The organism is Bacillus cereus group sp. BfR-BA-01356, from assembly GCF_022663635.1.
In the GTDB taxonomy this organism is placed as follows: domain Bacteria; phylum Bacillota; class Bacilli; order Bacillales; family Bacillaceae_G; genus Bacillus_A; species Bacillus_A cereus.
The window spans coordinates 123,984-149,624 of sequence record NZ_JAKUFX010000001.1; the positions used below are offsets into that span (position 1 = coordinate 123,984).

Genomic DNA, 25,641 nt, shown 5'->3' on the forward strand with positions numbered 1-25,641 from the left:
TACTCACATATTTTTTCATCACTTGGAAACTAGGGCGAGTCACCTGATGACACTATTACAAAATAAACTGGCTCACATCTTTATTTTTAGCAATTGTTGCTAATTTCTCCTCAACGTATTGAGGTGTTATCGTTATTTTCTCTAACGTAATTTCAGATGCTTCAAACGATAAATCTTCAAGGAGCTTCTCCATAATCGTATGAAGTCTTCTTGCTCCAATATTATCTGTATCCTGATTAACTTGATAAGCAATCTCAGCAATCTTACGAATAGCTTCGTCTGAAAATTCAATTTCTATACCTTCAGTCGCTAATAATGCCATATATTGTTTAATTAACGCATTGTCAGGCTCGATTAATATTTTAACAAAATCGTCTGTCGATAATTTTGTTAATTCTACTCGAATCGGAAATCTCCCTTGCAATTCCGGAATTAAATCCGACGGTTTAGACATATGGAACGCTCCAGCTGCAACGAATAAAATATAATCCGTTTTTACTGATCCGTATTTTGTCGCAACATTCGACCCTTCTACAATTGGCAGAATGTCACGTTGCACACCTTCACGTGATACATCTACGCTATTCGACTGCTTACCAGCAATTTTGTCAATTTCATCGATAAAAATAATCCCGAGCTGTTCAGCACGATAAACAGCCTCTTGTGTAACTTCATCCATATCAATTAAGCGCTGTGCCTCTTCATTTGTCAAGAGTTTTCTTGCTTCTTTTACAGAAAGTTTACGTTTTTTCGTTTTTTTCGGCATAAAACTTCCTAGCGCATCTTGGAAATTCATTCCCATTTGTTCCATGCCAGTTCCTTGTAACATATCAAACATGGAAGACTGTTGTTCAGTCACTTCAATCGATACAATTTCTTCTTCAAGAAGCCCTGCAGCAAGCTTTCTCTCTACATCTTGACGTTTCTTTTCGATTTCAACATCTTCTTGTGTATCAGACGTTTGATTCGAATTTTGAGCGCCTCCAAAAAGCATCTCTAATGGATTTTTGAATCCAGATTGCTTCTCCGGACTCGGCACTAAAATTTCAACAAGACGTTGATTCGCTTGCTCTTCTGCTTTATCTTGAACTTTCACTACCATTTCTTCTTTTACGATACGAACCGATGTTTCCACCAAGTCACGTACCATCGACTCTACATCTCTACCCACATATCCAACTTCTGTGAATTTTGTAGCCTCAACCTTAATAAAAGGTGCTCCAACGAGTTTCGCCATTCGTCGTGCTACCTCTGTTTTCCCAACACCTGTCGGTCCAATCATTAAAATATTTTTAGGTGCAATTTCGTCACGTAAATTTTCAGCTAATTTACTGCGGCGATATCGATTTCTCAACGCTACAGCAACCGCTTTCTTTGCGTCTTTTTGACCGATGATGTATTGATCTAATTTTTCCACAATTTGGCGCGGAGTAAAATGTAAATGCATATAAAATGCCTCCCTTACGATTCTACAATTCTTCAACAATTATGTTGTGATTCGTATAAACACAAATATCGCCAGCAATCTCTAAACTCGCTTTCGCAATTTGCTTCGCTGTTAAGTGTTCACTTGCATATTGCTTTAAAGCACGACCTGCAGAAAGTGCATAATTCCCACCAGATCCAATTGCTAAAATACCATCATCCGGTTCAATCACTTCTCCTGTACCTGAAACAAGGAGCATAGTTGTTTTATCCATGACAATGAGCATCGCTTCTAGCTGACGTAACATTTTATCGCCACGCCATTGTTTTGCCATTTCAACAGCAGCACGCTGCAAGTTGCCATTATACTCTTCTAATTTCCCTTCAAACATTTCAAAAAGAGTAAATGCGTCAGCAACTGATCCTGCGAAACCAGCTAAAACTTTACCTTGGAAAAGTTTACGAACTTTACGAGCTGTATGTTTCATTACAACAGCATTTCCCATTGTCACTTGGCCATCTCCAGCCATTGCACATTCTCCATTATGATGAACTGCAAATATCGTTGTAGCGTGGAAATTTCCCATAGAAAAAACTCCTTTATTTGTTTTTATAGCTTTTAAAGCAATTTATGCCCGCGGGTGATGCTTCATGTAAACAGAACGCAATCTTTCTTTAGAGACATGCGTATAAATTTGTGTCGTCGACAAATTTTCATGGCCTAATAGCTCCTGTACAGTACGTAAATCCGCCCCTTCATCTAGCATATGTGTAGCAAATGTATGCCTTAACATATGGGGACTTATCCGCATTGTCAGCGAAGCCTTTTTAATGAGTTCATTTAAAACATAACGAACCCCACGACTTGTTAGCGGTGTACCTTTCGCATTTAAAAATACCATATGAGAATCTTCGTCAGTCTTATTAACTAACTGTTTTCTCCCATTCTCTATATAAGTAATTAAAGAATCTTGCGCATAGCTTCCGAACGGAATATACCTTTGTTTTTTTCCTTTTCCCATTACTAAAATTGTTCCCACCGCAAAGTCAATATCGGTAAGTTGTAAATTGACACATTCACTCACACGGATCCCAGTCGCATACATCAACTCTAATAAAGCTTGATTCCTTTGGCCTAATGGCGTTTCCGTGTCAGAAACTTCAAATAATTCCTCTAACTCTTCAGCATATAAAAACTTTGGGATTGACAATTCTTTTTTGGGGAGTGACGCAAGTGCAAACGGATTATCCTTTCGATAACCTTCACGCATCAAAAAACGATATAAACTTCGTAAGCTTGATACTTTTCTTGCGACAGATTTACGGGCTAACTTTTCATCGTGCAACGTCGTTAAGTACAAACGAACATCCGCGTATGTAACGTCTAAAAAAGAGGATATGCCTTCTCGTTCCATAAATTGCACAAAATGTTCTAAATCATTTTGATAACTTGCAATTGTATATTTTGAATAATTTCTTTCAATTTGTAAATATCCAACGAATAATTGTAACAATTTCTTCACATTCACACAACTCACCTCAATAAAGGCTACTAAATCGTATCACAACTTAGTAGCCTTTGCAAGAAATTTAACTAAATATTTACAAAATTTCGAATCGTTTCTAAAGCGCGTGCTGCGTACGCTTCATTTCGTTCTGCTTTCTTTTTAATCTTCTTCTCTAACGGTGCAAATAGACCGAAGTTCGCATTCATCGGCTGGAAGTTTTTAGCGTTCGTTGCCGTAATGTAATTTGCCATGCTACCCATCGCAGTTACTGGCGGTAATACAACTGGCTCTTCACCTTGCACAAGACGCGCAGCATTAATTCCTGCTAATAATCCTGATGCTGCTGATTCAACATATCCCTCTACTCCAGTCATTTGACCAGCGAAGAATAAATCATCACGTTGTTTATATTGATATGTTGGACGAAGCAAATTAGGTGAATTAATAAACGTATTACGATGCATTACACCATAACGTACAATCTCTGCATTTTCCAATCCCGGAATTAACTGTAGCACTTCTTTTTGCGGTCCCCACTTTAAATGAGTTTGGAAACCTACGATATTGTATAAAGTTCCCGCTGCATCATCTTGACGTAACTGAACAACAGCATATGGCGTTTTCCCTGTTTTTGGATCTTCCAATCCAACAGGTTTCATAGGTCCAAATACTAACGTCTGTCTCCCTCTACTTGCCATAACTTCTACTGGCATACAACCTTCAAAGAAAATTTCTTTTTCAAACTCTTTTAAAGGCACTGTCTCAGCAGCAATTAGAGCCTCATAAAAACGATCAAACTCTTCTTCTGTCATTGGGCAATTTAAATATGCAGCTTCACCTTTGTCATAACGCGATTTTAAATATACTTTATTCATGTCAATACTGTCTTTTTCTACGATTGGGGCTGCAGCATCATAGAAGTAGAAATAATCTTCTCCTGTTAATTCTTTCAATTTTGCAGAAAGATCAGGAGATGTTAATGGACCTGTAGCAATAATTGTCGGTCCCTCTGGAATATCTGTAATTTCTTCATTCATTACAGTTACATTTGGATGGTTCTTTACGTATTCTGTTACTTTAGCTGCGAACTCATGACGATCTACAGCTAAAGCACCTCCAGCTGGTACAGAGCACTCATCCGCCGCACGAATAATTACAGAATCCATTAAGCGCATTTCCTCTTTAATAACTCCAACTGCATTTGTTAAAGTGTTTGCACGAAGTGAGTTACTACATACTAATTCAGCGAATTTATCTGTGTGATGAGCTGGCGTTTGCCTTACCGGTCTCATTTCATATAATCTAACTTGGACACCACGTTTTGCAATTTGGTAAGCCGCTTCACTTCCTGCAAGACCTGCGCCAATGACGTTTACTACTTGTGTTGTCATTTATATCACCTTTCCTTTTCTTCCCGAAAAAAATGTGAGCAGTTACGCTCACATTTGTTGTTCTTCTTCATAATCGCACGAAATACATTGTACTTGCACGCCTTTTTTCAACTTTTTCTCTACAAGCATGCCTTCGCACTTCGGACACTTACGACCAATTGGCTTATCCCAAGATACAAAGTCGCATTCCGGATACGTACCGCACCCATAGAAAAGACGTTTCTTTTTATTACTACGGCGTTCAATAATTTGACCCTTATCACACTTTGGACAAGTAACACCGATTTCTTTCACAATCGGCTTTGTATTACGACAATCTGGGAAATTCGAGCAAGCCATAAATTTCCCGTATTTACCCATTTTAAAGACCATTGGGTGATTACATAATTCACAATCTTCCCCAGCTGGTTCATCTTTAATTTCCACTTCACGCATTTCTTTTTCCGCTTTTTCTAAACGCGGTTCAAAACCTACGTAGAAATCATCAACAATTTTTACCCAATTCGCATTTCCTTCTTCTACTTCATCAAGGCTTTGCTCCATATTGGCAGTAAATTCAATGTTAATAATTTCTGGGAAAAACTCTAAAATAAGTTCAATTACTATTTCACCAAGTTCAGTCGGAACGAAGCGTTTATTATCCAAACCTACATACCCACGCTTTTGAATTGTTTCAAGTGTAGGTACATATGTTGACGGTCTTCCAATTCCAAGTTCTTCAAGTGTTCTTACTAGGCGAGCCTCTGTATAGCGCGGAGGAGGTTGTGTAAAATGTTGCTTTGGTTCTAAATCCTTTGAAAATACAGTTTCCCCTACTTCTAAAGGTGGCAACATCTTATCCTTTTCTTCAGCACCATCATCTTTTGACTCTACATACACTTTCATAAATCCTGGGAACTTTACAACCGATCCACTTGCACGGAACTGAACATTGTTATTAATGAGTCTCGCTGTCACAGTATCCATTATAGCAGACGCCATTTGACTTGCAACAAATCGCTCCCAAATCAATTTATATAATCGAAGTTGATCACGACCTAAGAAACTTTTTAGTTCCTCTGGCTTTCTCATTACTGAAGTAGGACGAATTGCCTCATGCGCATCTTGTGCATTTGACTTTTTCGTTTCTTTCTTCTTTTCTGTTCCTATGTATTCCGTACCATACGCTTCAGTGATGTAAGTACGAGCCTCTGTTTGAGCTGTTTCTGAGATACGTGTTGAATCAGTTCTCATATACGTAATAAGACCTACAGTTCCTTGTTTTCCAAGATCTATCCCTTCATACAATTGCTGTGCAAGCATCATTGTTTTCTTTGCTCGCATGTTTAACTTACGTGCTGCTTCTTGTTGCAAGGAAGATGTTGTAAACGGTAATGCAGGATTACGTTTTCGCTCTTTGCGCGTTACATTTTCAACTGAAAACGCATTGTCTTTCATCTGTTCAATTATTTCATTCACTTGCGTTTCATTTGTTAATTGAACTTTTTCACCATCTACACCGTAAAAGCTTGCTTCAAATGTGTCTTTTCCTTTTACAAATTCTGTTTTAATTGTCCAGAATTCTTCAGGTTCAAAGTTTTGAATTTCCCTTTCACGCTCGATGATTAAACGAACTGCTACAGATTGTACACGTCCTGCACTTAATCCTTTTTTTACTTTCTTCCATAATAAAGGACTAATATTGTAACCAACAAGACGATCAAGTATACGTCTTGCTTGTTGTGCATCCACTAAATCCATATTAATTGCACGAGGATGTTTAAATGATTCTTTGATTGCATCTTTCGTAATCTCATTAAACACAACCCGACAATCTGATTCAACGTCCACATTTAACGTATTCGCTAAATGCCAAGCAATTGCTTCCCCTTCACGGTCTGGATCGGCCGCGAGATAGACTTTCTTTGCTTTTTTCGCCGCTGATTTTAAATCTTTTAAGACGGGACCTTTACCACGAATGGTAATATACTTCGGGGTGAAGTTGTTCTTTACTTCTATCCCCATTTGACTTTTTGGCAAATCGCGAACATGTCCCATAGACGCGACAACTTTGTATTTTTTCCCTAAATATTTCTCAATGGTCTTCGCCTTAGAAGGCGACTCCACGATTACGAGGTAATCTGACATGCTAGTGCCTCCTTAAGAGGTGGATTCAAGTCTTCATTAATCTTATTGATTTCTCTTGTTTTTGTCAATCAAGAATGAATATACCATACAGTGCCAATCTACCATTTGTCAATAATTGTTTAATAAAAACATAAAAATATAAGGTTAATTTAAAATCTCTTCCAAGATATCTTCTGCATTTCTTACTAGTTTTGCTCCTTGCTGAATAAGATGATTCGTTCCCGATGCCCCCTCTATAAATATAGGTCCAGGAAGCGCAAACACCTCTCTATTTTGCTCTAACGCAAGGTCTGCAGTAATAAGTGTTCCACTTCTCGATTTCGCTTCTACAACTAAAACACCTTTACTTATACCACTAATAATCCGGTTCCTTTTTGGAAAATACCACTTTTTCGGTGCATAGTGCGGCGGATACTCTGTCAATAACAATATATATTCCTTCCACATTTCATATAAATGTCTATTTTCTTTCGGATACATAAAAGACAATCCATGCCCTAATATCGCAATAGTCGGGCGATGATGCCTTACTGTAATCTCATGAGACATTGTATCTATCCCTTTTGCAAACCCACTGACAATAAGCCACTCTCTTTCTAATAAAGGGTGTAAAATAAACTTCAAACTCTCATGACCATATAATGATGGTTCTCTCGTTCCAACAACTGCTAATTTATTTACTTTATTCAGGAAATCTTTCTCTCCTTTTCCATATAAAACGAAGGGAGGGTCTTGTATTTCACGTAATAATTGCGGATAATCTTCATCCCATATCGTTATATAAAAAATACGATTTCTCTCTAAATAAGATATATATTGCGGAAGATTTGAACTTTGAAGAAATTTTACTAGTTCTGAAGATTTTTTCGAGGATATTCCAGTGTAGTGTTCCATTTGTTTTTCGTTAAATTTATATATGTTCTTTAATTCTGGATCGACATATAGTAGCCTCTCCATCGCCTTCCAATAATCTGCTAGCAAGTAATGAAGATGTAATAATCTCTCTCTTTTCATCTTGATTCTCCTTACCCATAATTTTTATTATGTAAACAGAAAAAAGTGTAAAAAGACACCCTCAAGTAAGAAGGTGTCTTTCAACAGATTAATAGTTTTTACAAGTCTCAAATAAACCTTTTTCTTTTAAAACAGAGATTAGCGTTTCTCCCATAACTGCTGGAGTTTCAGCTACTTTAATGCCACAAGCTTCCATTGTTTTAATCTTTTCAGCAGCAGTTCCTTTACCGCCAGAAATGATTGCACCAGCATGGCCCATACGTTTGCCAGCAGGCGCTGTTTGACCACCAATGAAGCCTACAACAGGTTTTGTCATATTAGCTTTTACCCATTCAGCTGCCTCTTCTTCTGCTGTACCGCCGATTTCACCAATCATAATTACAGCATGTGTTTCTTCATCTTCATTAAATGCTTTTAACGCATCAATAAAGTCTGTACCGTTAACAGGGTCTCCGCCGATACCTACAGCAGTAGATTGGCCAATACCTTCTTGTGTTAACTGATGTACAGCTTCATAAGTTAATGTACCAGAGCGAGATACGATACCAACATGACCTTTTTTATGAATATATCCTGGCATAATACCAATCTTACATTCATCTGGTGTGATTACACCTGGGCAGTTTGGTCCAAGTAAACGTGTATGTTTACCCGCCATATATCTCTTTACGTTTACCATATCTAATACAGGAATCCCTTCAGTAATACATACTACTAAATCAATTTCTGCATCAACAGCTTCCATAATTGCATCTGCCGCAAAAGCGGGTGGAACGTATACAACTGAAGCGTTTGCGCCTGTTGCTTTCACTGCATCTTCTACTGTATCAAATACTGGTACACCTTCAATATCAGTGCCGCCCTTACCTGGTGTTACACCACCGACAATTTTCGTACCGTATTCAATCATTTGTTTTGTATGGAATAAACCTTGAGAACCTGTAATACCTTGAACAATAACTTTTGTATCTTTATTAACTAATACGCTCATTTTTCTCCCCCGCTTTCTATTAGCCCACTAGTGAAACAATTTTTTGTGCACCGTCTGCCATAGATTCTGCTGCAACAATATTTAAGCCAGACTCATTTAAAATTTTCTTACCTAGTTCTACGTTTGTGCCTTCAAGACGTACAACTAAAGGTAACTCAAGACCTACTTGTTTCGTTGCTTCAATAACACCTTCTGCAATAACATCACACTTCATAATGCCACCAAAAATGTTAACGAAGATACCTTTTACATTTTTGTCAGAAAGGATAATTTTGAATGCTTCTGTAACTTTTTCTGCAGTTGCACCGCCACCAACATCTAAGAAGTTAGCTGGGTCACCGTGGTAATGTTTAATGATATCCATTGTAGCCATCGCTAAACCTGCACCATTAACCATACAACCGATATTTCCATCTAAAGGAATGTAGTTTAAGTCGTATTTTGAAGCTTCAATTTCTTTTGAATCCTCTTCATCAAGATCACGAAGCTCTAAAATGTCTTTATGGCGATATAACGCATTAGAATCAAAGTTTAATTTTGCATCTAATGCCATAACTTTACCTTCGCCTGTTGTAACAAGTGGGTTAATCTCAGCGATAGAGCAATCTTTTTCGATAAACGCACGATATAAGCCCATCATAAACTTCACAGCTTGTCCTACAAGCTCTTTTGGAATATTGATGTTAAATGCAATTCGGCGCGCTTGGAAACCTTGCAAGCCTACTGCTGGATCAATATATTCTTTAAAGATTTTTTCAGGTGTTTTTTCTGCTACTTCTTCAATTTCTGTTCCGCCTTCTTCAGACGCCATTAAAACAACTTGAGAAGTTGCACGATCTAAAACTAGACCTACATAATATTCTTTTTTAATATCGCAACCTTCTTCGATAAGTAAGCGTTTTACTTCCTTACCTTCAGGACCTGTTTGATGTGTCACAAGTGTAGTTCCTAAAATGCTTTCTGCATATGTACGAACTTCATCTAAATTTTTTGCAACTTTTACTCCGCCAGCTTTGCCGCGTCCACCAGCGTGAATTTGTGCTTTCACTACACATACATCTGTTCCTAATTCTTTCGCTGCTTCTACAGCTTCTTCTACTGTAAATGCAACCTTCCCATTCGGAACGCTAACCCCATAGCTTCTAAGGACTGCCTTACCTTGGTACTCATGGATATTCATGGTCCCATCCTCCCCTGTTTTCCTGTTTTACTCGAAAAGTTTTTTAATGTTTAAAAAACATTACATTGCCATTGTATAAGATGATTGGCACGCTGTCTACAATAAAGTGTCAGAAAACTGAAATCGCTTTATTCTTTTTCGAAAATAGTAATGTTTATATGCCAAAATAAAAAAATAAGCTGTATATTTACAGCTTATTTTTGAATCATATCTTTAATTGGTGCGAATGACTTGCGGTGTTCATCTAGTACTCCATGCACTTCAATTGCCTCTAAATGTTGCTTTGTGCCATATCCCATATGTTGCTCAAATCCATATTCAGGATACTTCTCTCCCAGTTCTTTCATCATACGATCTCTCGTTACTTTTGCTATAATGGATGCTGCTGAAATCGAAACACTTTTCGCATCACCTTTAATAATTGATGTTTGCGGAATTGGTGTAGGAAGCTTCATCGCATCAATTAATAAATGTTGGGGTGTACAAGATAAATTTGCAACTGCATCTAACATCGCTTGTTTCGTTGCTTGGTAAATATTAATATCATCAATAACTTGCGGTGATACAATTCCTACTCCAATTGCAATTGCTTGTACTTTTATTTCATCATAAAAACGCTCACGTTTCGCTTCACTCAACTTTTTCGAGTCATTTAACCCTGGAATATAAAAATCCTCAGGAAGAACGACAGCTGCCGTCACAACAGGCCCAGCCAATGGCCCACGCCCTACTTCATCAATACCCGCGATATATGTGACCCCTTTTTCACGCAAAGCATTTTCATACTTGGACATTTCAAAAAACTTCTCTTTTTCTTTCTGTTCTAACTCTTTTTGTTTATACCACTTCAAAACGAGCTTTTGAACACCTTTTCGATCATCTTTCATTAACAGTTGAAAGCGATCATCTTCTTCATTCATAATTTCTTTCAATACATTTTCCGCTTCTTTTATCGTCATAGTTTGCATTTATACAAGCTCCTTTTTAAACATATCCAAAAAGAAAAGACGCACAAACGCACGTCTTATACTTCTTCTATTTTTTCCACATCTTCCACTTGCTCTCCAAACTCTTCCGGTGTTTCAAACGTCATTTTTCCAAGTTTGCCACCACGAAGCTCACGAAGCACAAGCTCAGATGTCTTATCATAATCAATCATTCCGCCGCCCATTAAGCAGCCTCTATTTTTTCCAATTGCATCGAATAATTCCACAATATCTTCTGGAATCTCATTTAAATTATAGCGTTCTTTCAAGCGTTCTGGATAATGTTTCTCCATAAAACGTAATGCGTAAACAGCTACATCTTGTAAATTTAAAATTGAATCTTTAATTGCACCCGTTGTCGCTAAACGAAGACCCACTAATTGATCTTCAAATTTAGGCCACAGAATACCTGGTGTATCTAACAATTCCATTTCCTTCCCAACTTTAATCCATTGTTGAGCTGTTGTCACACCTGGACGATCTCCTGTTTTAGCAATATTTTTCTTTGCCAATTTATTAATCAATGTAGATTTACCAACATTTGGTATACCTACAATTAATGCACGAATCGCTCTCGGTCTAATACCTTTTGCAACCATTTTATCAAATTTTTCTTTAACAAGCACTTTACAAGCTGCTGCAATTTCCTTCATACCTTGTCCAGCTTGCGCGTTAATCGAAATTGCCATATGGCCTTTTTCTTTAAAATATGCGATCCATTGTTTTGTTAAACGATCATCCGCCATATCCGCTTTATTTAAAACAACAAGCCTTGGCTTATGTGTAATGATTTCATCAATCATTGGGTTTCGAGATGATAATGGTAATCGAGCATCTACAAGTTCAATTACAACATCAATTAATTTTAATTTCTCCGTTACTTGGCGTCTAGCCTTCGCCATATGCCCTGGAAACCATTGAATTACCATGTTGCCACCTTCTTTTTCATTTATTTCACAATACGTGCGTCTTCTAACGGCCAATATAACATATTAGCTTTACCAATTACTTGATCCATTGAAATCGTACCGATTGAACGGCTATCTTTACTAAAACGACGATTATCACCTAAAACAAATAATTGATCTTTTGGAACGGTTTTCTTGCCTGTCATTTCTTCAAGATTAAAATCATATGTAAGCGGTCCATCAGCAATTTGCTTTTTCTGCTTGTCTAAATACGGCTCCTCATAAGCCTTTCCGTTAACATACAGTTTATCATTACGATACTCTATTTCATCGCCTGGCAGGCCTATAATGCGCTTAATGTAATCTTTATCTTCTGTTGCTCGAAATACGATAATATCAAAGCGTTTTGGATCTCCAATGTGATAACCAATTTTATTCACAATCATTCGATCACGATCATGTAAAGTAGGTGCCATCGATACCCCGTCTACGAGAATTGGCGCAAAGAAAAACTGTCTAATAACACCAGCTAATACAACAGCAATCAAAATTGCTTTAATCCATTCCCAAAGTGAACTCTTCTCTTTTTTCATGCATTTCCCCTCCACGGTTATGTAAACTGCTCGTATTATACCAAAATTTCATATAGATTGGAAAAAGGGAGCTTGTGCATTTACAAGCTCCCATACATGTCTTATCGAATTTCTTTAATACGTGCTTTTTTACCGCGAAGGTTACGTAAGTAGTATAACTTAGCACGACGTACTTTACCACGGCGAAGTACTTCGATTTTCGCGATTCTTGGCGTGTGAACTGGGAATGTACGCTCAACACCTACACCGTAAGAAATCTTACGAACTGTGAATGTTTCACTGATTCCGCCACCACGACGTTTAATTACAACACCTTCGAAAAGCTGAATTCTTTCACGAGTTCCCTCAACAACTTTTACGTGTACACGTAAAGTGTCACCAGGACGGAATGAAGGAAGGTCAGTTTTTAATTGGCCTTTTGTAATTTCTGCGATTAATTGTTGCATATTAAATTCTCTCCTTTAAACAGATGCTCTTATAAAGTCTTAATAAATTACAGCGGAACATCGTTAATACGGCTACTGATTTCAGTAGCACAAATGTTATAATAGCATATTACTAGGCCTGTTGCAATAGCAAATATATGAAGTTATTACTGCTCTCGCTTTATTTCCTCAAGCCATTTTTTCTCTTGTTTAGATAACTCTCTCTCATCTAACAAATCAGGTCTACGCGTATACGTTCGACGCAAAGATTCCTTATGTCGCCATTCATCAATGTTTTTATGATTCCCTGACATTAATACATCCGGTACCTTCATACCACGAAAATCAGCTGGACGTGTATAATGAGGATGCTCTAATAAACCTGTACTAAACGAATCCTCTACTTGTGAAGCATGATTTCCTAGCACACCTGGCAAGAGACGTACAACACTATCAGTAATAACCATAGAGGCTAATTCTCCGCCCGTTAATACATAGTCACCAATAGAAATCTCATCCGTTACGAGATGCTCACGAATTCGTTCGTCATACCCTTCATAATGCCCACATACGAAGATCAAATGTTCTTCCCCTGCAAGCTCTTCCGCTTTCTTCTGCGTAAATCTTTCGCCCTGCGGACACATTAAGACAACTCTAGGCTTACGCTCTGTCTCTTTCGTCAAATCTTCTACAGCATCAAAAATAGGCTGAGGAGTAAGCACCATACCAGCTCCTCCGCCGTAAGGATAATCGTCTACGCTATTATGCTTACTTGTTGTATAATCACGAAAGTTAACAACACGAAGGTTTACCGCTTCTTTTTCTTGCGCCTTCTTTAATATAGAAGATCCAAATACACCGGTAAACATGTCTGGGAACAACGTTAAAATATCAATTTTCATTATAGCAGCCCTTCCATTACATGAATGGTTACTAATTTATTTTCAATATTAACTTGAAGTACAACGTCATCGATATAAGGAATTAAGAGATCTTGACCCTTCGGGCGTTTAATTACCCAAACATCATTTGCACCAGGAGATAGAATCTCTTTGATTGTCCCTAGCGCTTCTCCTTCTTCCGTTACAACACTGCAACCAATAATTTCATGATAGTAGTATTCACCTTCAGCAAGTTCACCTAACTGCTCTTCTGGTACTTTTATTAAAGAACCTTTAAACTTCTCTACTTCATCTACATTGTTATATCCTTCAAATGTTAATAAATCGAATGTCTTATGTTGGCGATGAGAAGTTACCTTCACCGGAAGGTAGTCTGTGCCTTTCTCATTCGATATGTATAACGTGTTTCCTACTTTATATCGCTCTTCTGGAAAATCAGTACGAGAAATAACACGGATTTCCCCTCTTACGCCATGAGTATTTACAATCTTCCCTACGTTAAACCATTTTGTCATAAATAGTATGTCACCCCTGGTTTCTATATAAATTAAGCATCTCCATTTCACAGATGGAACATGCACTCTCTATTTAAATGTTAAAAAAGGGAGAGGAATAACTCCTCGCCCTTTTTTACGTTTATTGAATTTCCAGTGTTACTTTTTCATCATTATGATGTCCCACTGAATACAAGAGCATTCGAATCGCTTTCGCAACTCTCCCTTGCTTTCCAATGACTTTTCCAACATCCTCAGGATGTACAGTTAATCGATACTTTATCTCTCCGTTGCAAAGTTCCTGTGTAACTTTTACATCTTCAGGATAATCGACAAGAGGCTTGACAATCGTCTCGACTAACTTCTTCATAGTCATTGCCTCAATTACTTACCTTGTTTAGATAAGTGGAATTTCTCCATGATACCTTGGTTAGAGAATAAGTTACGAACTGTATCAGATGGTTTAGCACCATTTCCTAACCATTTTAATGCTGCTTCTTCGTTGATCTTAACTTCAGCTGGTTGAGCAACTGGATTGTAAGTTCCGATTTCCTCAATGAAACGTCCGTCACGAGGAGAACGAGAATCTGCAACAACTACACGATAGAAAGGAGTTTTTTTAGCTCCCATACGTTTTAAACGAATTTTAACTGCCATTTATAAAGCACCTCCGAATTTATTTCACACAGATAATTATATTAGCAAAAAGACTATTGCTTTGTAAAGTATTTTTTCTTAACAGAGCCATCTTTTTTTCCTTACATGAATGGAAACTTCAATCCACCTAGTCCTTTTTTCTTACCTTTTTGCATTCCCGTCATCGTCTTCATCATTTTTTTCATGTCATCGAATTGTTTAATTAGACGATTGATTTCTTGTACAGTTGTACCGCTACCTTTGGCAATGCGCTTTTTGCGACTAGCATTGATTATTTCCGGTTGTTCTCGTTCTAATTTAGTCATAGAACGAATAATTGCCTCAATATGCCCAATTTGTTTTTCATCAACTTGTGCATTTTTCAGCCCTTTAATTTTATTTGCACCAGGAAGCATTCCTAACAATTCATCAAGCGGCCCAAGTTGACGCACTTGTCCAAGTTGTTCTAGGAAATCGTCAAGCGTAAACGAAAGCGTACGCATTTTTTGCTCAAGTTCTTTCGCTTTCTCTTCATCAACTGTAGCTTGCGCTTTTTCAATCAATGTTAAGACATCGCCCATCCCTAAAATACGGGATGCCATACGCTCTGGATGGAACGCTTCAATTGCATCTAGTTTTTCACCCATACCAGCAAATTTAATCGGCGTGTTTGTTACAGCCTTAATAGATAATGCAGCACCACCGCGCGTATCACCATCTAACTTCGTTAATACAACACCTGTTAAACCTAACTGTTCATGGAAACTTTGTGCAACATTTACCGCGTCTTGTCCCGTCATCGCATCGACAACAAGGAAAATTTCATCCGGTTTCGCAACTTCTTTAACTTTCGCTAATTCATCCATTAGTTCTTCATCAATATGCAGGCGACCCGCTGTATCGATTAAAACATAATCGTGATGATCTTCTTTTGCTTTTGCAATCGCTTGTTTCGCAATTTCAACAGGACTTACTTGATCTCCTAAAGAGAATACAGGCATGTCCAATTGCTTCCCTAATGTTTCAAGCTGTTTAATCGCTGCTGGACGGTAAATATCCGCTGCAACAAGCATCGGTTTACGGTTATGCTTTTTACGAAGCAAATTCGCAAGCTTACCTGTCGTCGTTGTTTTACCCGCACCTTGCAGACCAACCATCATAATAACAGTCGGTGGCTTATTAGCAACAGCAATTTTGCTTTGCTCTCCGCCCATAAGTTCTGTAAGTTCTTCCTGTACAACTTTAATTACTTGTTGTCCAGGTGTCAAACTTTTCATTACATCTTGTCCGACAGCACGTTCAGACACACGCTTCACAAAATCTTTTACTACTTTAAAGTTAACATCTGCTTCTAAAAGAGCTAGACGAACTTCTCTCATCATTTCTTTCACATCGGCTTCAGAAACTTTTCCTTTGCCGCGGATTTTTTGCATTGTCTGTTGAAGTCGGTCGGCTAATCCTTCAAATGCCATATTGCCGCCCTCCTAATCTAATTTTTCGATAGCTTCAACAACTTGTTTCATTTCTTCATTCACATGCTCTTCTTCGCTGATTAGCTGTTTTAGCTTTGCAACAAGTCGCTGTCGCTCTTGAAACTTTTGAAGTAATACTAATTTTTCTTCATATTCTTCAAGCATCGCTTCAGTCCGTTTAATGTTATCATACACGGCTTGGCGACTTACATCAAATTCTTCCGCAATTTCACCAAGAGATAAATCATCTAGATAATAAAGCGACATATAACTTCTTTGTTTTTGCGTTAACAACGATTGATAAAAATCAAATAAATAGTTCATTCTCGTTGTTTTTTCGAGCATGCTGGATCATCCTTTGTTAAGTGATTTCCCTTTACATGAATTAGTTTACATGTAGTCCAAAAGAGTGTCAAGTTTTTTTCTTAACATCATATATTTTTTATAGAAAAAGAAGCGGAAATACCGCTCCTTTCACTTATACTTCTTCTGTTTCTACTAAGTTCGCAAATAAACCATACACATATTGTTCTGGATCAAACTGTTGCAAGTCATCCATTTGCTCTCCTAATCCAACAAACTTCACTGGTACATCCATTTCGTTACGAATCGCTAATACAATACCACCTTTAGCAGTTCCATCTAACTTCGTTAAAACAATACCAGTTACATTCGTTGCTTCACGGAATGTTTTCGCTTGGCTTAAACCGTTTTGTCCTGTTGTTGCATCAATAACAAGTAATACTTCATGAGGAGCACCTGGTACTTCACGCTCAATTACACGCTTCACCTTCTCTAATTCTTTCATTAAATTTACTTTATTTTGCAAGCGTCCTGCTGTGTCACATAGTAATACATCTACCTTACGTGCTTTCGCAGCTTGTACAGCGTCATACATAACCGCCGCTGGATCAGATCCAGATCCTTGTTTAATCACTTCTACACCAACGCGATCGCCCCATACTTCTAATTGTTCAATCGCTCCAGCACGGAATGTGTCTCCTGCCGCTAATAGGACTGACTTACCTTCTGATTTAAACTTATGCGCCAGTTTACCAATTGTCGTCGTTTTTCCTACACCATTAACACCAACAAATAAAACAACCGTTAATTGGTCCTCTTGCATATTAATTTCGTTACTAAAATCGCTGTCGCCTTTGTAAATTCCTACTAGTTTTTCTGAAATAACAGCTTGTACTTCTTTTGGATCTTGAATGTTACGACGTTGTACTTCTTCTTTCAATTGGTCAATTAATTCCATTACCGTCGCAACGCCAACGTCTGCACCGATTAAGATTTCTTCTAACTCTTCGAAAAAATCTTCGTCCACTTTACGGTAACGATACACTAAATCATTCACTTTATCCGCAAATGAATTTCTCGTTTTTTCTAATCCTTGTTTAAATTTCTCTGTAACTGTATCCGTTTGTTTTGAAATTTTTTCTTTTAGTTTTTTAAAAAAACTCATACTTTCCCATCCTTCCTATTCACTTGCAACAAGTTCTTCTCCGGCGTCTAAACGAACCGAAACAAGTTTAGATACCCCTGATTCTTGCATTGTTACACCGTACAACACATCAGACTCTTCCATTGTACCTTTTCTATGTGTAATTACAATAAACTGCGTCTCATTACTGAATTTCTTTAAATACTGTGCAAAACGAGCTACATTCGCCTCATCAAGGGCTGCCTCTACCTCATCTAGTACACAGAATGGTACTGGGCGTACTTTTAAAATACCAAATAAAAGCGCAATTGCTGTTAAAGCACGCTCTCCACCTGAAAGTAAACCTAAGTTCTGCAGTTTCTTCCCTGGCGGTTGTGCTACAATATCAATACCCGTATTTAGTAAATCCTCTGGATTAGTCATTACTAAATCCGCTCTACCGCCTCCAAATAATTCAGAGAATACCGATTGAAACTCCATTCTAATGCCTTCAAACGTAGTAGAAAAGCGTTTTTTCATTTCTTCATCCATTTCGGTAATAAGCTGGTGCAATGTCGCTTTCGCTTCTTCTAGGTCGTCTCTCTGCTCTAGTAAGAATGTATGACGCTCCGCTACACGTTCATATTCATCAATTGCCCCTAGGTTCACTGTACCTAACTCTTCTATAGATAATTTGATTAATTTTACTTTCTTACGCGCATCTTCTGCAGGCATTGTCATTGTATATTTTAGTTTTGCCGCTTCAAATGAAATCGTATATGTTTCACGTAAATGTTGTAATCTATTTTCCAACTCTACATCAAGTCGATTTATTCTCACTTCTTGATCTTTCAACATTTCAAGAATATATTTATGTTTACCTGTCGTTTCTTTCAAATTGCGCTCTAAATGTTCTACCCTCTCTTGCAACGATACACGTTGTTCACGACGAGAGCGAATTAATTCTGAAGTTTGATTACGATCATATGCTTTCTTCTCAATCATATTCGTAATTTGCTCTTCACCACTTGAATTAGATGTCATTTCTTGTTTTAAGAACGCTAAATCCTCTTTCGTTTTTACAAGTGTCGCATCCGTTTCTTCTTTTTCCTTCGTCAATCGTTCAACTTTTTCTTTTTGATTAAATAAGCGTTGTTGCTTTTCAGCTACCAGAACTTTTAACTCCGTCATTTCTTTTTGAACTTTTTCTTTCGAAGAATGTTGCTCACTTTTTTGTTTTGTTAAAGCTACAATTTTACTATCTAACTTAGTGATATCAGCTTGAAGATTCGTTAAAATCCCTTCTAACTCCTCTTTACGCCCTTGCATTTTTACTCGATCTTGTAAAAACCCTTCAATCTCTAAATCATAAATAGACAATCGATCATTAATACGATGTTCTTCTAATTCTAGACGATTAATCTCTTCTCTTAATTTCTGCTCATCTACACGATCTACTTCTACAGTTTGCCTTAGTTCGCGTATTTTCACTTCTTTTTCTTGAATCTCTTGTTTTACTGCTTTAACAAAGTTTTCTAACTTCATTGTTTTTTCTTCCATATCAGTTAACTTGCGAGTCCACTCTTCCAGTTCACGTTGGCGTCCTAATAAAGAAGATTTCGCTTGCTTTACCGCCCCACCAGTCATAGAACCGCCAGGATTCACTACATCACCTTCGATTGTTACAATGCGATAACGGTATTGCAGTTGTTTCGCCAACTCATTTGCTCCGCGTAAATCTTTCGCAACAATAACCGTACCTAATAAATTTGAAACTACATTTTCATATTTATTGTTGTACTGCACAAGTTCTGCCGCCACACCTACAAACGATGGGTGTTGATTTGCAATGCGTAATTGCTCAAATGATAAAGACCTGCTTTTAATAACAGCTTGCGGTAAAAACGTTGCACGTCCATGTTTATTTTGCTTTAAAAATGCTATCGCATTACGAGCATGCTCCTCTGTTTGTACAACAATGTGCTGCATCGCTGCACCTAGAGCAATTTCCATTGCAACTTCGTATTCTTTCGGTACCGTTAACAGTTCCGCAACAGCACCCTCGATACCTTGCAACCTATTTTCTCTAGCTTTCAATACTTCACGTACACCTTGATAGAATCCAGAATAATCTTCTTGCATCTCTTCAAGCATTTCTTTTCGAGAACGTGCCTGTTGCACAAATTGATATGCTTGATACAGTTTTGTTTCATTTTCACTATACTGCGTCTTACATTTCCCAAGCGCCGCCTCTGTCTTCTGTATGTTTGAGAGAATGCCAGCTACTTTTTCTTTCGCTTGTTCGTAACTTTCTACAAGTTTCGTCTTTTTCGCTGTAATTTCCATACGCATTTCTACATATTTCGCATTCTCTTCATCTAGACGCTCGTTTTTAGACGTTTGCTGTTTAGATTGTTCTTCAATCATAGATAATTCATTACGATGACTAGCTTGTTGATTTAAAAGCTCAATATAGTCACCTTTTAAATTCTCAATCTGTTCCTCTAAATTGTCAGCAAAAGTAGCAAGCAGTTGCTCATTATCATGCAATTTTTGCTCCAACTCTTTTACTTCATTCACAAATTGCATTAAAGCTTCTGTACTTGACTCAATCTCACCATCGTAACTTTTAGCTTTCTCTGTTAATTCAACAATTAACTGCTCAAGTTGCGCACAATGCGCCGTAGCATTTTGCTTTCTCTCTTTTAACAACTCACGCTGCCCTTCAAGTTTTTCTAGCTCTTTACTAGAAAGAAGAAGTACTTCTTGCAACGAGTCTACAGACTCATCTACCGCTTGTAATTGTCCTCGTAATTCCTCAAGCTCTTCTTCACTTTTTTGTAAATTCGTTGACATTTTAGCTTCTTCGTTTTTATTATGCCCAAACTGATTTCGAAGCGCTTCCCATTTCTCGTGCAATTCTTCAATTTCATGGACAATAAGCGCGGCTTCTACTTTCTCTAATTCTTCTTTATTCTCAAGATAATCTTTCGCAATAGAAGCTTGTCTTTCTAAAGGTTCTACTTGACTACTTAATTCATGAATTATATCTTGTACACGATTTAAGTTTTCTTGTGTTTCTGCTAATTTCCCTTCAGCTTTCTTTTTGCGAAGTTTGTATTTTAGTACGCCTGCCGCTTCTTCAAATACACCTCGACGCTCTTCTGACTTACTACTTAAAATCTCTTCCACTTTCCCCTGGCTAATAATTGAAAAAGCTTCTCTTCCCATACCAGAGTCCATAAATAAATCGATAATATCTTTCAATCTACATGATTGTTTATTAATATAAAAATCACTATCACCTGAACGAGATACACGACGTGTTACACACACCTCATTGTATTCAATTGGTAAACGTTGATCTTCATTATTTAAAGTTATTGTTACTTCAGCAACATTAACCGCTCTCCTCGTATCACTGCCTGCAAAAATAATATCCTCCATCTTTGCACCACGTAATGATTTTGCAGATTGTTCACCAAGTACCCAGCGAATTGCATCAGTAATATTACTTTTCCCGCTTCCATTAGGTCCTACTACAGAAGTTACACCTGGGACAAAATCAACAGATACACGCTCAGCAAAAGACTTAAACCCTGCTATTTCTAATCTTTTTAAAAACACGAAAGGCCTTCCTCCTATTCTCCGTCGTTATAAATGTTCTCTATACAAAAACAAGTATTATACGGATTTACCTTCTTTTTCATTATAAACAAAAAGAAAGTTTCATTCTATGCACAAGGAATCCCCCTCATTCAAAGGGGGATTCCTTATAGTTGTTCTTTTAATTTTTTCAATGCTTCTGCAGCAGCTTGTTGCTCTGCTTCTTTTTTCGACTTACCACTACCAAGACCTAAAGCTACGTTATTTAACGTAACACGTGACACAAATTCTCGATTGTGAGCTGGTCCTTTTTCTTGCAAAATTTGATACTCAACATTGCCACTGCCATCACGCTGAATCAATTCTTGCAACTGACTCTTATAATCCATCACATGAGAAAAAGCACCCTCATTAATTTTCGGATATACAATTTCTTTTAAGAATTCCCAAACTGTTTCTAGCCCTTGATCAAGATAAAGGGCACCAATAAACGCTTCAAAGACATCCGCTAATAAAGCTGGTCGTTCACGTCCACCTGTCATTTCTTCACCTTTTCCTAATAAAACAAGGCTACCAAATGACAATTCGTTCGCAAAACGAACAAGAGATGGCTCACATACAATAGCTGCACGTAGTTTTGTTAACTCTCCTTCGCTCATTGTCGGATATTTTTGAAACAGATACTGCGATACAGTCAGTTCCAATACTGCATCTCCAAGAAATTCAAGACGCTCATTATCTTCATGCGGTTTTTTTCGATGCTCATTCACATACGATGAATGCGTAAATGCTTGAATCAATAATTTTTCATCTGTAAACGTAATACCTATCTTTTCTTGAAACACTTTAAATGCTTCACGATATTTTGTTTCGTATTTTTTTTCTCTATATTTTCGGTACGGCATAGGTCCCTCCAGATATAAGCCAGAAAGCCCCGCTAAAAAACGGGACTTCACTTAAGCATTATAGATGACTCTCTATGTAAGTCACAGCATCGCCAACAGTAGCAATCTTTTCAGCATCTTCATCAGAAATTTCCATTTCGAATTCATCTTCTAATTGCATTACAAGTTCTACTACATCTAGGGAGTCTGCTCCTAAATCTTCCTTGAAGCTTGCAGCTGGTACTACCTCAGTCTCTTCTACTCCTAAACGATCAACGATGATTTTTGTTACGCGCTCTAAAACATCTGCCATTCCATTCACCTCCCCTCAAATATTATATTAAATATTGACCAAAAAAACTAGGTGAAATCGATTCTTTTATTACATTACCATACCGCCATCAACATTTAACGTTTGACCTGTAACATATTTGCTTTGATCAGAAGCAAAAAACGTTACAGCATTCGCGATATCTTTCGCTTCACCAAATTGAGCAGCTGGAATAACTTTTAACATTTCGGCTTTAATATTCTCATCTAGTACATCCGTCATATCAGTCGCAATAAAGCCCGGCGCAATTGCATTCACTGTAATATTTCGACTTGCTAACTCTTTTGCAGATGTTTTTGTTAATCCAATAACACCCGCTTTAGCAGCAACATAGTTAGCTTGTCCTGGGTTTCCTATAACACCAACAACCGAAGCGATGTTTATAATTCTACCGTGACGTTGACGCATCATATAACGAGATACTGCTTTTGTACATAAGAATACACCTTTTAAGTTTGTATTAATAACTGTATCCCATTCTTCTTCTTTCATACGCATTAATAAATTATCTTTCGTTACACCAGCATTATTTACAAGAATATCAACTTGTCCAAATGTATCTACTGTTTGTTTCACCATATTTGTAACATCATCAGCATTTGCAACATCTGCTCTTACCGCAATTGCATCAGAACCTAATTTTTTAATTTCATCTACTACTTCATTTGCTTTTTGTTCATTACCAGCATAATTTACTACTACATTTGCCCCTTGTTTCGCTAAATCGATCGCAATCGCGCGACCAATTCCACGTGAAGCGCCAGTTACTAATGCTACCTTCCCTTTTAACATCAGTTTTCTCCTCTCAAATTTGAAATGGTATCTTTTAATGTCTCTTCATCGTATATCGCATATGCTTTTACTGATGAATCAATTGACTTCATAAGTCCAGCAAGTACTTTTCCAGGTCCAATTTCAATAAACGTATCTACTCCCTGGCTCACCATATATTCAATAGACGGGTACCATAATACAGGCGAATAAAGCTGTTCAATTAACTTTTCTTGAATGTCTGCACCACGTGTAATAACTTCCGCCGTAACATTTGCAATAACAGGAATATTCGTGTCATGAATTGTAATTTCATTTAAAACACTTTGGAACTTCTCAGCTGCCGGCTTCATAAGTGAAGAATGGAATGGCCCACTTACTTTTAGTGGAATCGCTCTCTTTGCACCATTTTCTTTCGCTCTTTGAGAAGCAACCTCTACGCCTTGCTTCGTTCCAGAAATCACAATTTGCTTCGTACTATTCATATTAGCGATTTGCACTGCATATCCTTCACTTGTTACTTCTTCTGTAACTTGTTTCAGCATATGTGGGTCAGCACCTAATATAGCTGCCATTGCGCCTTCCCCGCCCGGAACAGCTTCTTCCATATATTCGCCACGTTTCCTTACAGCATATACAGCATCTTCAAAAGTTAATGCATCAGCTGCTACAAGAGCACTATATTCACCTAAACTATGACCAGCGACAAAGTCAGGTGTAATGTCATACTCTTTCAAAGCTGTCAAAATAGCAAAACTCGTTGTTAATAATGCAGGCTGCGCATTTGTTGTTAATGTAAGCTTTTCCTGCGGTCCTTCAAAAATCACTTCTGAAAGTGAATCTTCCAACACCTCATCTGCTTTTGCAAACACTTTTGCAACCTCTTTATTATTCTCTGCTAATTGTTTACCCATTCCAACTGCCTGTGAACCTTGGCCCGGAAAAAGAAATGCTATTTTTCCCATTTCAAATCCTCCTCTTATTGGAGTGACTCTTTCTCCATTACGCTTGAAATCGTAGGAATTACTTCTTTCGCTACCATTTCTCTCGTTTGACGAATCGCACTAAATATCGACTGGTCATTAGAAGAACCATGAGCCTTAATGACAGGTGCTTTCAATCCAAATAATGCAGCTCCTCCATACTCCGAATAATCCATTTTATCTTTTAATACCATAAGTTTTGGCTTTAATACCGCCGCTGCTAATTTGCTCGTAAATGAACTCATTAACTGTTCTTTCAACATAGAGAATAGCGCAAGTGCTGTTCCCTCTAATGATTTCAACGCTACATTCCCTGTAAAACCATCACATACAACAACATCTGCTACACCTTGCAATAAATCTCTTGATTCAACGTTCCCAACGAAATTAATTGGCGCATCTTTAAGCATTGCAAATACTTGCTTTGAAAGCTCGTTTCCTTTTCCATCCTCTGTTCCAACGTTTAATAGTCCAACGCGAGGATTTTCAATTCCTCTTACCTTCTCAGCATAAACAGATCCCATTACTGCATATTGATATAAATGAATTGGTTTTGCATCAACATTTGCTCCAACATCTAACATAACAAAACCTTTTCCATCTACAGTTGGCATTGTAGGCGATAAAGCTGGTCGCTCAATTCCTTCCATACGACCGACTACAAATAATCCAGCTGCCATTAAAGCTCCCGTACTACCTGCGGATATACAAGCGTCTGCTTCTCCATCCTTTACTTGTTGTGCCGCAAGCACCATTGAAGCTTGTTTTTTTCGACGAACCGCTCTTACTGGTTCCTCCGTTGATTCTATTTTTTCGTCTGTATGAAGAATAGTAATTCGTTCATCACTCGTTAAGTATTGACGAATTTCCTCTTCTTTCCCTACTAACGTAATATGTAAATCAGAATATTCCTTAATAGCTTTCATTGCCCCTAATACTACAGCCTTTGGAGCGTGATCTCCGCCCATTGCATCTATTGCGATTTTCATAAGTTGTTACCTTCCTCACTATAATTACTAGATCGATACATTTCAAAAGTGCCTGTAAAAACAAGTTCTTCTCCAACGAAGCTACGCACTTTGACAACCGTCCGTCCCTTATCATTCTCTACATCTTCAACGCGCGCTTTTGCAACAACACGCTCTCCTAATTTTACAGGGCGAATGTATCGAATGGTAGACTTTGCAGTTAAAGCTAATTCTTCATCAATAACCGCAACAGCTAGTGAGTTTGCTTGCGCAAACAGATGATGCCCACGAGCAATTTGATTTCTTTTAAATACATGTTCTATCTTTACTTCAAAGATAGAGATTGCATGTCTATCTAATTCAATATCAATAATTTCTCCAACAACCTCTTCTAACGGTAAAGATTTCACATCTTCTTCATGTTGCTTTGTAGCTACATGTTTAATTCTCTCTCTTAATTCAGGAATAGACAATTCCATACGATCAAGTCGTACTGTTTGTATACTCACTTGAAATTTTTCCGCTAAATCTTCATCCGTAATAAAAGGATTTGATTCGATTGTTTGTTGTAATAACTCTTGTCTTTCTTTTTTACTTCTTCTTTTTTTCATACCGCACCA

26 protein-coding genes are annotated in these 25,641 nt (G+C 37.6%); all 26 read right to left on the reverse strand.

Annotation, left to right across the window (positions count from 1 at the left end; genetic code table 11):
* Positions 1–55 precede the first annotated feature (55 nt).
* The gene (gene hslU / locus MR168_RS00575) at positions 56–1,447 is read right to left on the reverse strand and encodes an ATP-dependent protease ATPase subunit HslU (RefSeq protein ID WP_000550078.1); all 1,392 of its coding nucleotides are present in this window, start codon (positions 1,445–1,447) and stop codon (positions 56–58) included.
* Between the two features lie 22 nt (positions 1,448–1,469).
* Complete coding sequence (gene hslV / locus MR168_RS00580; RefSeq protein WP_000526272.1) at positions 1,470–2,012, reverse strand: ATP-dependent protease proteolytic subunit HslV; 543 nt, start codon at positions 2,010–2,012, stop codon at positions 1,470–1,472.
* A gap of 42 nt (positions 2,013–2,054) precedes the next feature.
* Positions 2,055–2,954, reverse strand: a complete 900-nt coding sequence (gene xerC, locus MR168_RS00585; RefSeq protein WP_001101243.1) for a tyrosine recombinase XerC — start codon at positions 2,952–2,954, stop codon at positions 2,055–2,057.
* Between the two features lie 65 nt (positions 2,955–3,019).
* A complete protein-coding gene (gene trmFO / locus MR168_RS00590) occupies positions 3,020–4,324 on the reverse strand; it encodes an FADH(2)-oxidizing methylenetetrahydrofolate--tRNA-(uracil(54)-C(5))-methyltransferase TrmFO (protein ID WP_000213002.1) in 1,305 nt (434 codons plus the stop codon).
* Between the two features lie 48 nt (positions 4,325–4,372).
* Entirely contained in the window at positions 4,373–6,451 is a 2,079-nt protein-coding gene (gene topA, locus MR168_RS00595) for a type I DNA topoisomerase (protein WP_001286963.1), read from the reverse strand.
* Between the two features lie 144 nt (positions 6,452–6,595).
* Positions 6,596–7,465: a DNA-processing protein DprA gene (gene dprA / locus MR168_RS00600; protein WP_000818043.1), complete on the reverse strand. Its 870-nt coding sequence runs from the start codon at positions 7,463–7,465 to the stop codon at positions 6,596–6,598.
* Between the two features lie 88 nt (positions 7,466–7,553).
* Positions 7,554–8,456: a succinate--CoA ligase subunit alpha gene (sucD, locus tag MR168_RS00605; RefSeq protein ID WP_000115178.1), complete on the reverse strand. Its 903-nt coding sequence runs from the start codon at positions 8,454–8,456 to the stop codon at positions 7,554–7,556.
* A gap of 19 nt (positions 8,457–8,475) precedes the next feature.
* On the reverse strand, positions 8,476–9,636 hold the full coding sequence (gene sucC / locus MR168_RS00610; protein ID WP_001020791.1) for an ADP-forming succinate--CoA ligase subunit beta: 1,161 nt from the start codon (positions 9,634–9,636) through the stop codon (positions 8,476–8,478).
* Between the two features lie 194 nt (positions 9,637–9,830).
* Positions 9,831–10,604, reverse strand: coding sequence for a ribonuclease HII (locus MR168_RS00615; protein WP_001194265.1), 774 nt, complete (start codon positions 10,602–10,604; stop codon positions 9,831–9,833).
* Between the two features lie 56 nt (positions 10,605–10,660).
* Positions 10,661–11,551: a ribosome biogenesis GTPase YlqF gene (ylqF, locus tag MR168_RS00620; RefSeq protein ID WP_000236704.1), complete on the reverse strand. Its 891-nt coding sequence runs from the start codon at positions 11,549–11,551 to the stop codon at positions 10,661–10,663.
* A gap of 20 nt (positions 11,552–11,571) precedes the next feature.
* Positions 11,572–12,123 (reverse strand): signal peptidase I, encoded by a 552-nt coding sequence (gene lepB, locus MR168_RS00625; RefSeq protein WP_000711853.1) that lies wholly within the window; start codon positions 12,121–12,123, stop codon positions 11,572–11,574.
* A gap of 101 nt (positions 12,124–12,224) precedes the next feature.
* Positions 12,225–12,569, reverse strand: coding sequence for a 50S ribosomal protein L19 (rplS, locus tag MR168_RS00630; RefSeq protein ID WP_001186516.1), 345 nt, complete (start codon positions 12,567–12,569; stop codon positions 12,225–12,227).
* 146 nt (positions 12,570–12,715) lie between these two features.
* Positions 12,716–13,450, reverse strand: a complete 735-nt coding sequence (gene trmD / locus MR168_RS00635) for a tRNA (guanosine(37)-N1)-methyltransferase TrmD (protein WP_000686903.1) — start codon at positions 13,448–13,450, stop codon at positions 12,716–12,718.
* The gene (rimM, locus tag MR168_RS00640; RefSeq protein ID WP_000170278.1) at positions 13,450–13,965 is read right to left on the reverse strand and encodes a ribosome maturation factor RimM; all 516 of its coding nucleotides are present in this window, start codon (positions 13,963–13,965) and stop codon (positions 13,450–13,452) included. Before rimM ends, trmD begins: the two co-directional genes overlap by 1 nt.
* Before the next feature lie 121 nt (positions 13,966–14,086).
* Positions 14,087–14,314, reverse strand: a complete 228-nt coding sequence (locus tag MR168_RS00645) for a KH domain-containing protein (RefSeq protein ID WP_000737401.1) — start codon at positions 14,312–14,314, stop codon at positions 14,087–14,089.
* 14 nt (positions 14,315–14,328) lie between these two features.
* A complete protein-coding gene (rpsP, locus tag MR168_RS00650) occupies positions 14,329–14,601 on the reverse strand; it encodes a 30S ribosomal protein S16 (protein ID WP_000268750.1) in 273 nt (90 codons plus the stop codon).
* 101 nt (positions 14,602–14,702) lie between these two features.
* Positions 14,703–16,052, reverse strand: coding sequence for a signal recognition particle protein (gene ffh, locus MR168_RS00655; protein WP_000863460.1), 1,350 nt, complete (start codon positions 16,050–16,052; stop codon positions 14,703–14,705).
* Between the two features lie 12 nt (positions 16,053–16,064).
* A complete protein-coding gene (locus MR168_RS00660; protein WP_000891062.1) occupies positions 16,065–16,397 on the reverse strand; it encodes a putative DNA-binding protein in 333 nt (110 codons plus the stop codon).
* Positions 16,398–16,530: 133 nt separating this feature from the next.
* A complete protein-coding gene (gene ftsY / locus MR168_RS00665) occupies positions 16,531–17,520 on the reverse strand; it encodes a signal recognition particle-docking protein FtsY (RefSeq protein ID WP_000007655.1) in 990 nt (329 codons plus the stop codon).
* A gap of 15 nt (positions 17,521–17,535) precedes the next feature.
* Positions 17,536–21,105, reverse strand: coding sequence for a chromosome segregation protein SMC (gene smc, locus MR168_RS00670; protein ID WP_086411757.1), 3,570 nt, complete (start codon positions 21,103–21,105; stop codon positions 17,536–17,538).
* A 146-nt stretch (positions 21,106–21,251) separates the two neighbouring features.
* A complete protein-coding gene (gene rncS, locus MR168_RS00675; RefSeq protein WP_001146875.1) occupies positions 21,252–21,989 on the reverse strand; it encodes a ribonuclease III in 738 nt (245 codons plus the stop codon).
* A gap of 58 nt (positions 21,990–22,047) precedes the next feature.
* Positions 22,048–22,281: an acyl carrier protein gene (gene acpP, locus MR168_RS00680; protein WP_000786062.1), complete on the reverse strand. Its 234-nt coding sequence runs from the start codon at positions 22,279–22,281 to the stop codon at positions 22,048–22,050.
* A 69-nt stretch (positions 22,282–22,350) separates the two neighbouring features.
* A complete protein-coding gene (fabG, locus tag MR168_RS00685; RefSeq protein WP_000911773.1) occupies positions 22,351–23,091 on the reverse strand; it encodes a 3-oxoacyl-[acyl-carrier-protein] reductase in 741 nt (246 codons plus the stop codon).
* Positions 23,091–24,035 (reverse strand): ACP S-malonyltransferase, encoded by a 945-nt coding sequence (fabD, locus tag MR168_RS00690; RefSeq protein WP_086411758.1) that lies wholly within the window; start codon positions 24,033–24,035, stop codon positions 23,091–23,093. The genes fabG and fabD overlap by 1 nt, the downstream gene beginning before the upstream one ends.
* A 14-nt stretch (positions 24,036–24,049) precedes the next feature.
* Complete coding sequence (gene plsX, locus MR168_RS00695) at positions 24,050–25,042, reverse strand: phosphate acyltransferase PlsX (protein WP_000684100.1); 993 nt, start codon at positions 25,040–25,042, stop codon at positions 24,050–24,052.
* A complete protein-coding gene (fapR, locus tag MR168_RS00700; protein ID WP_000747348.1) occupies positions 25,039–25,632 on the reverse strand; it encodes a transcription factor FapR in 594 nt (197 codons plus the stop codon). Before fapR ends, plsX begins: the two co-directional genes overlap by 4 nt.
* Between the last annotated feature and the right edge of the window lie 9 nt (positions 25,633–25,641).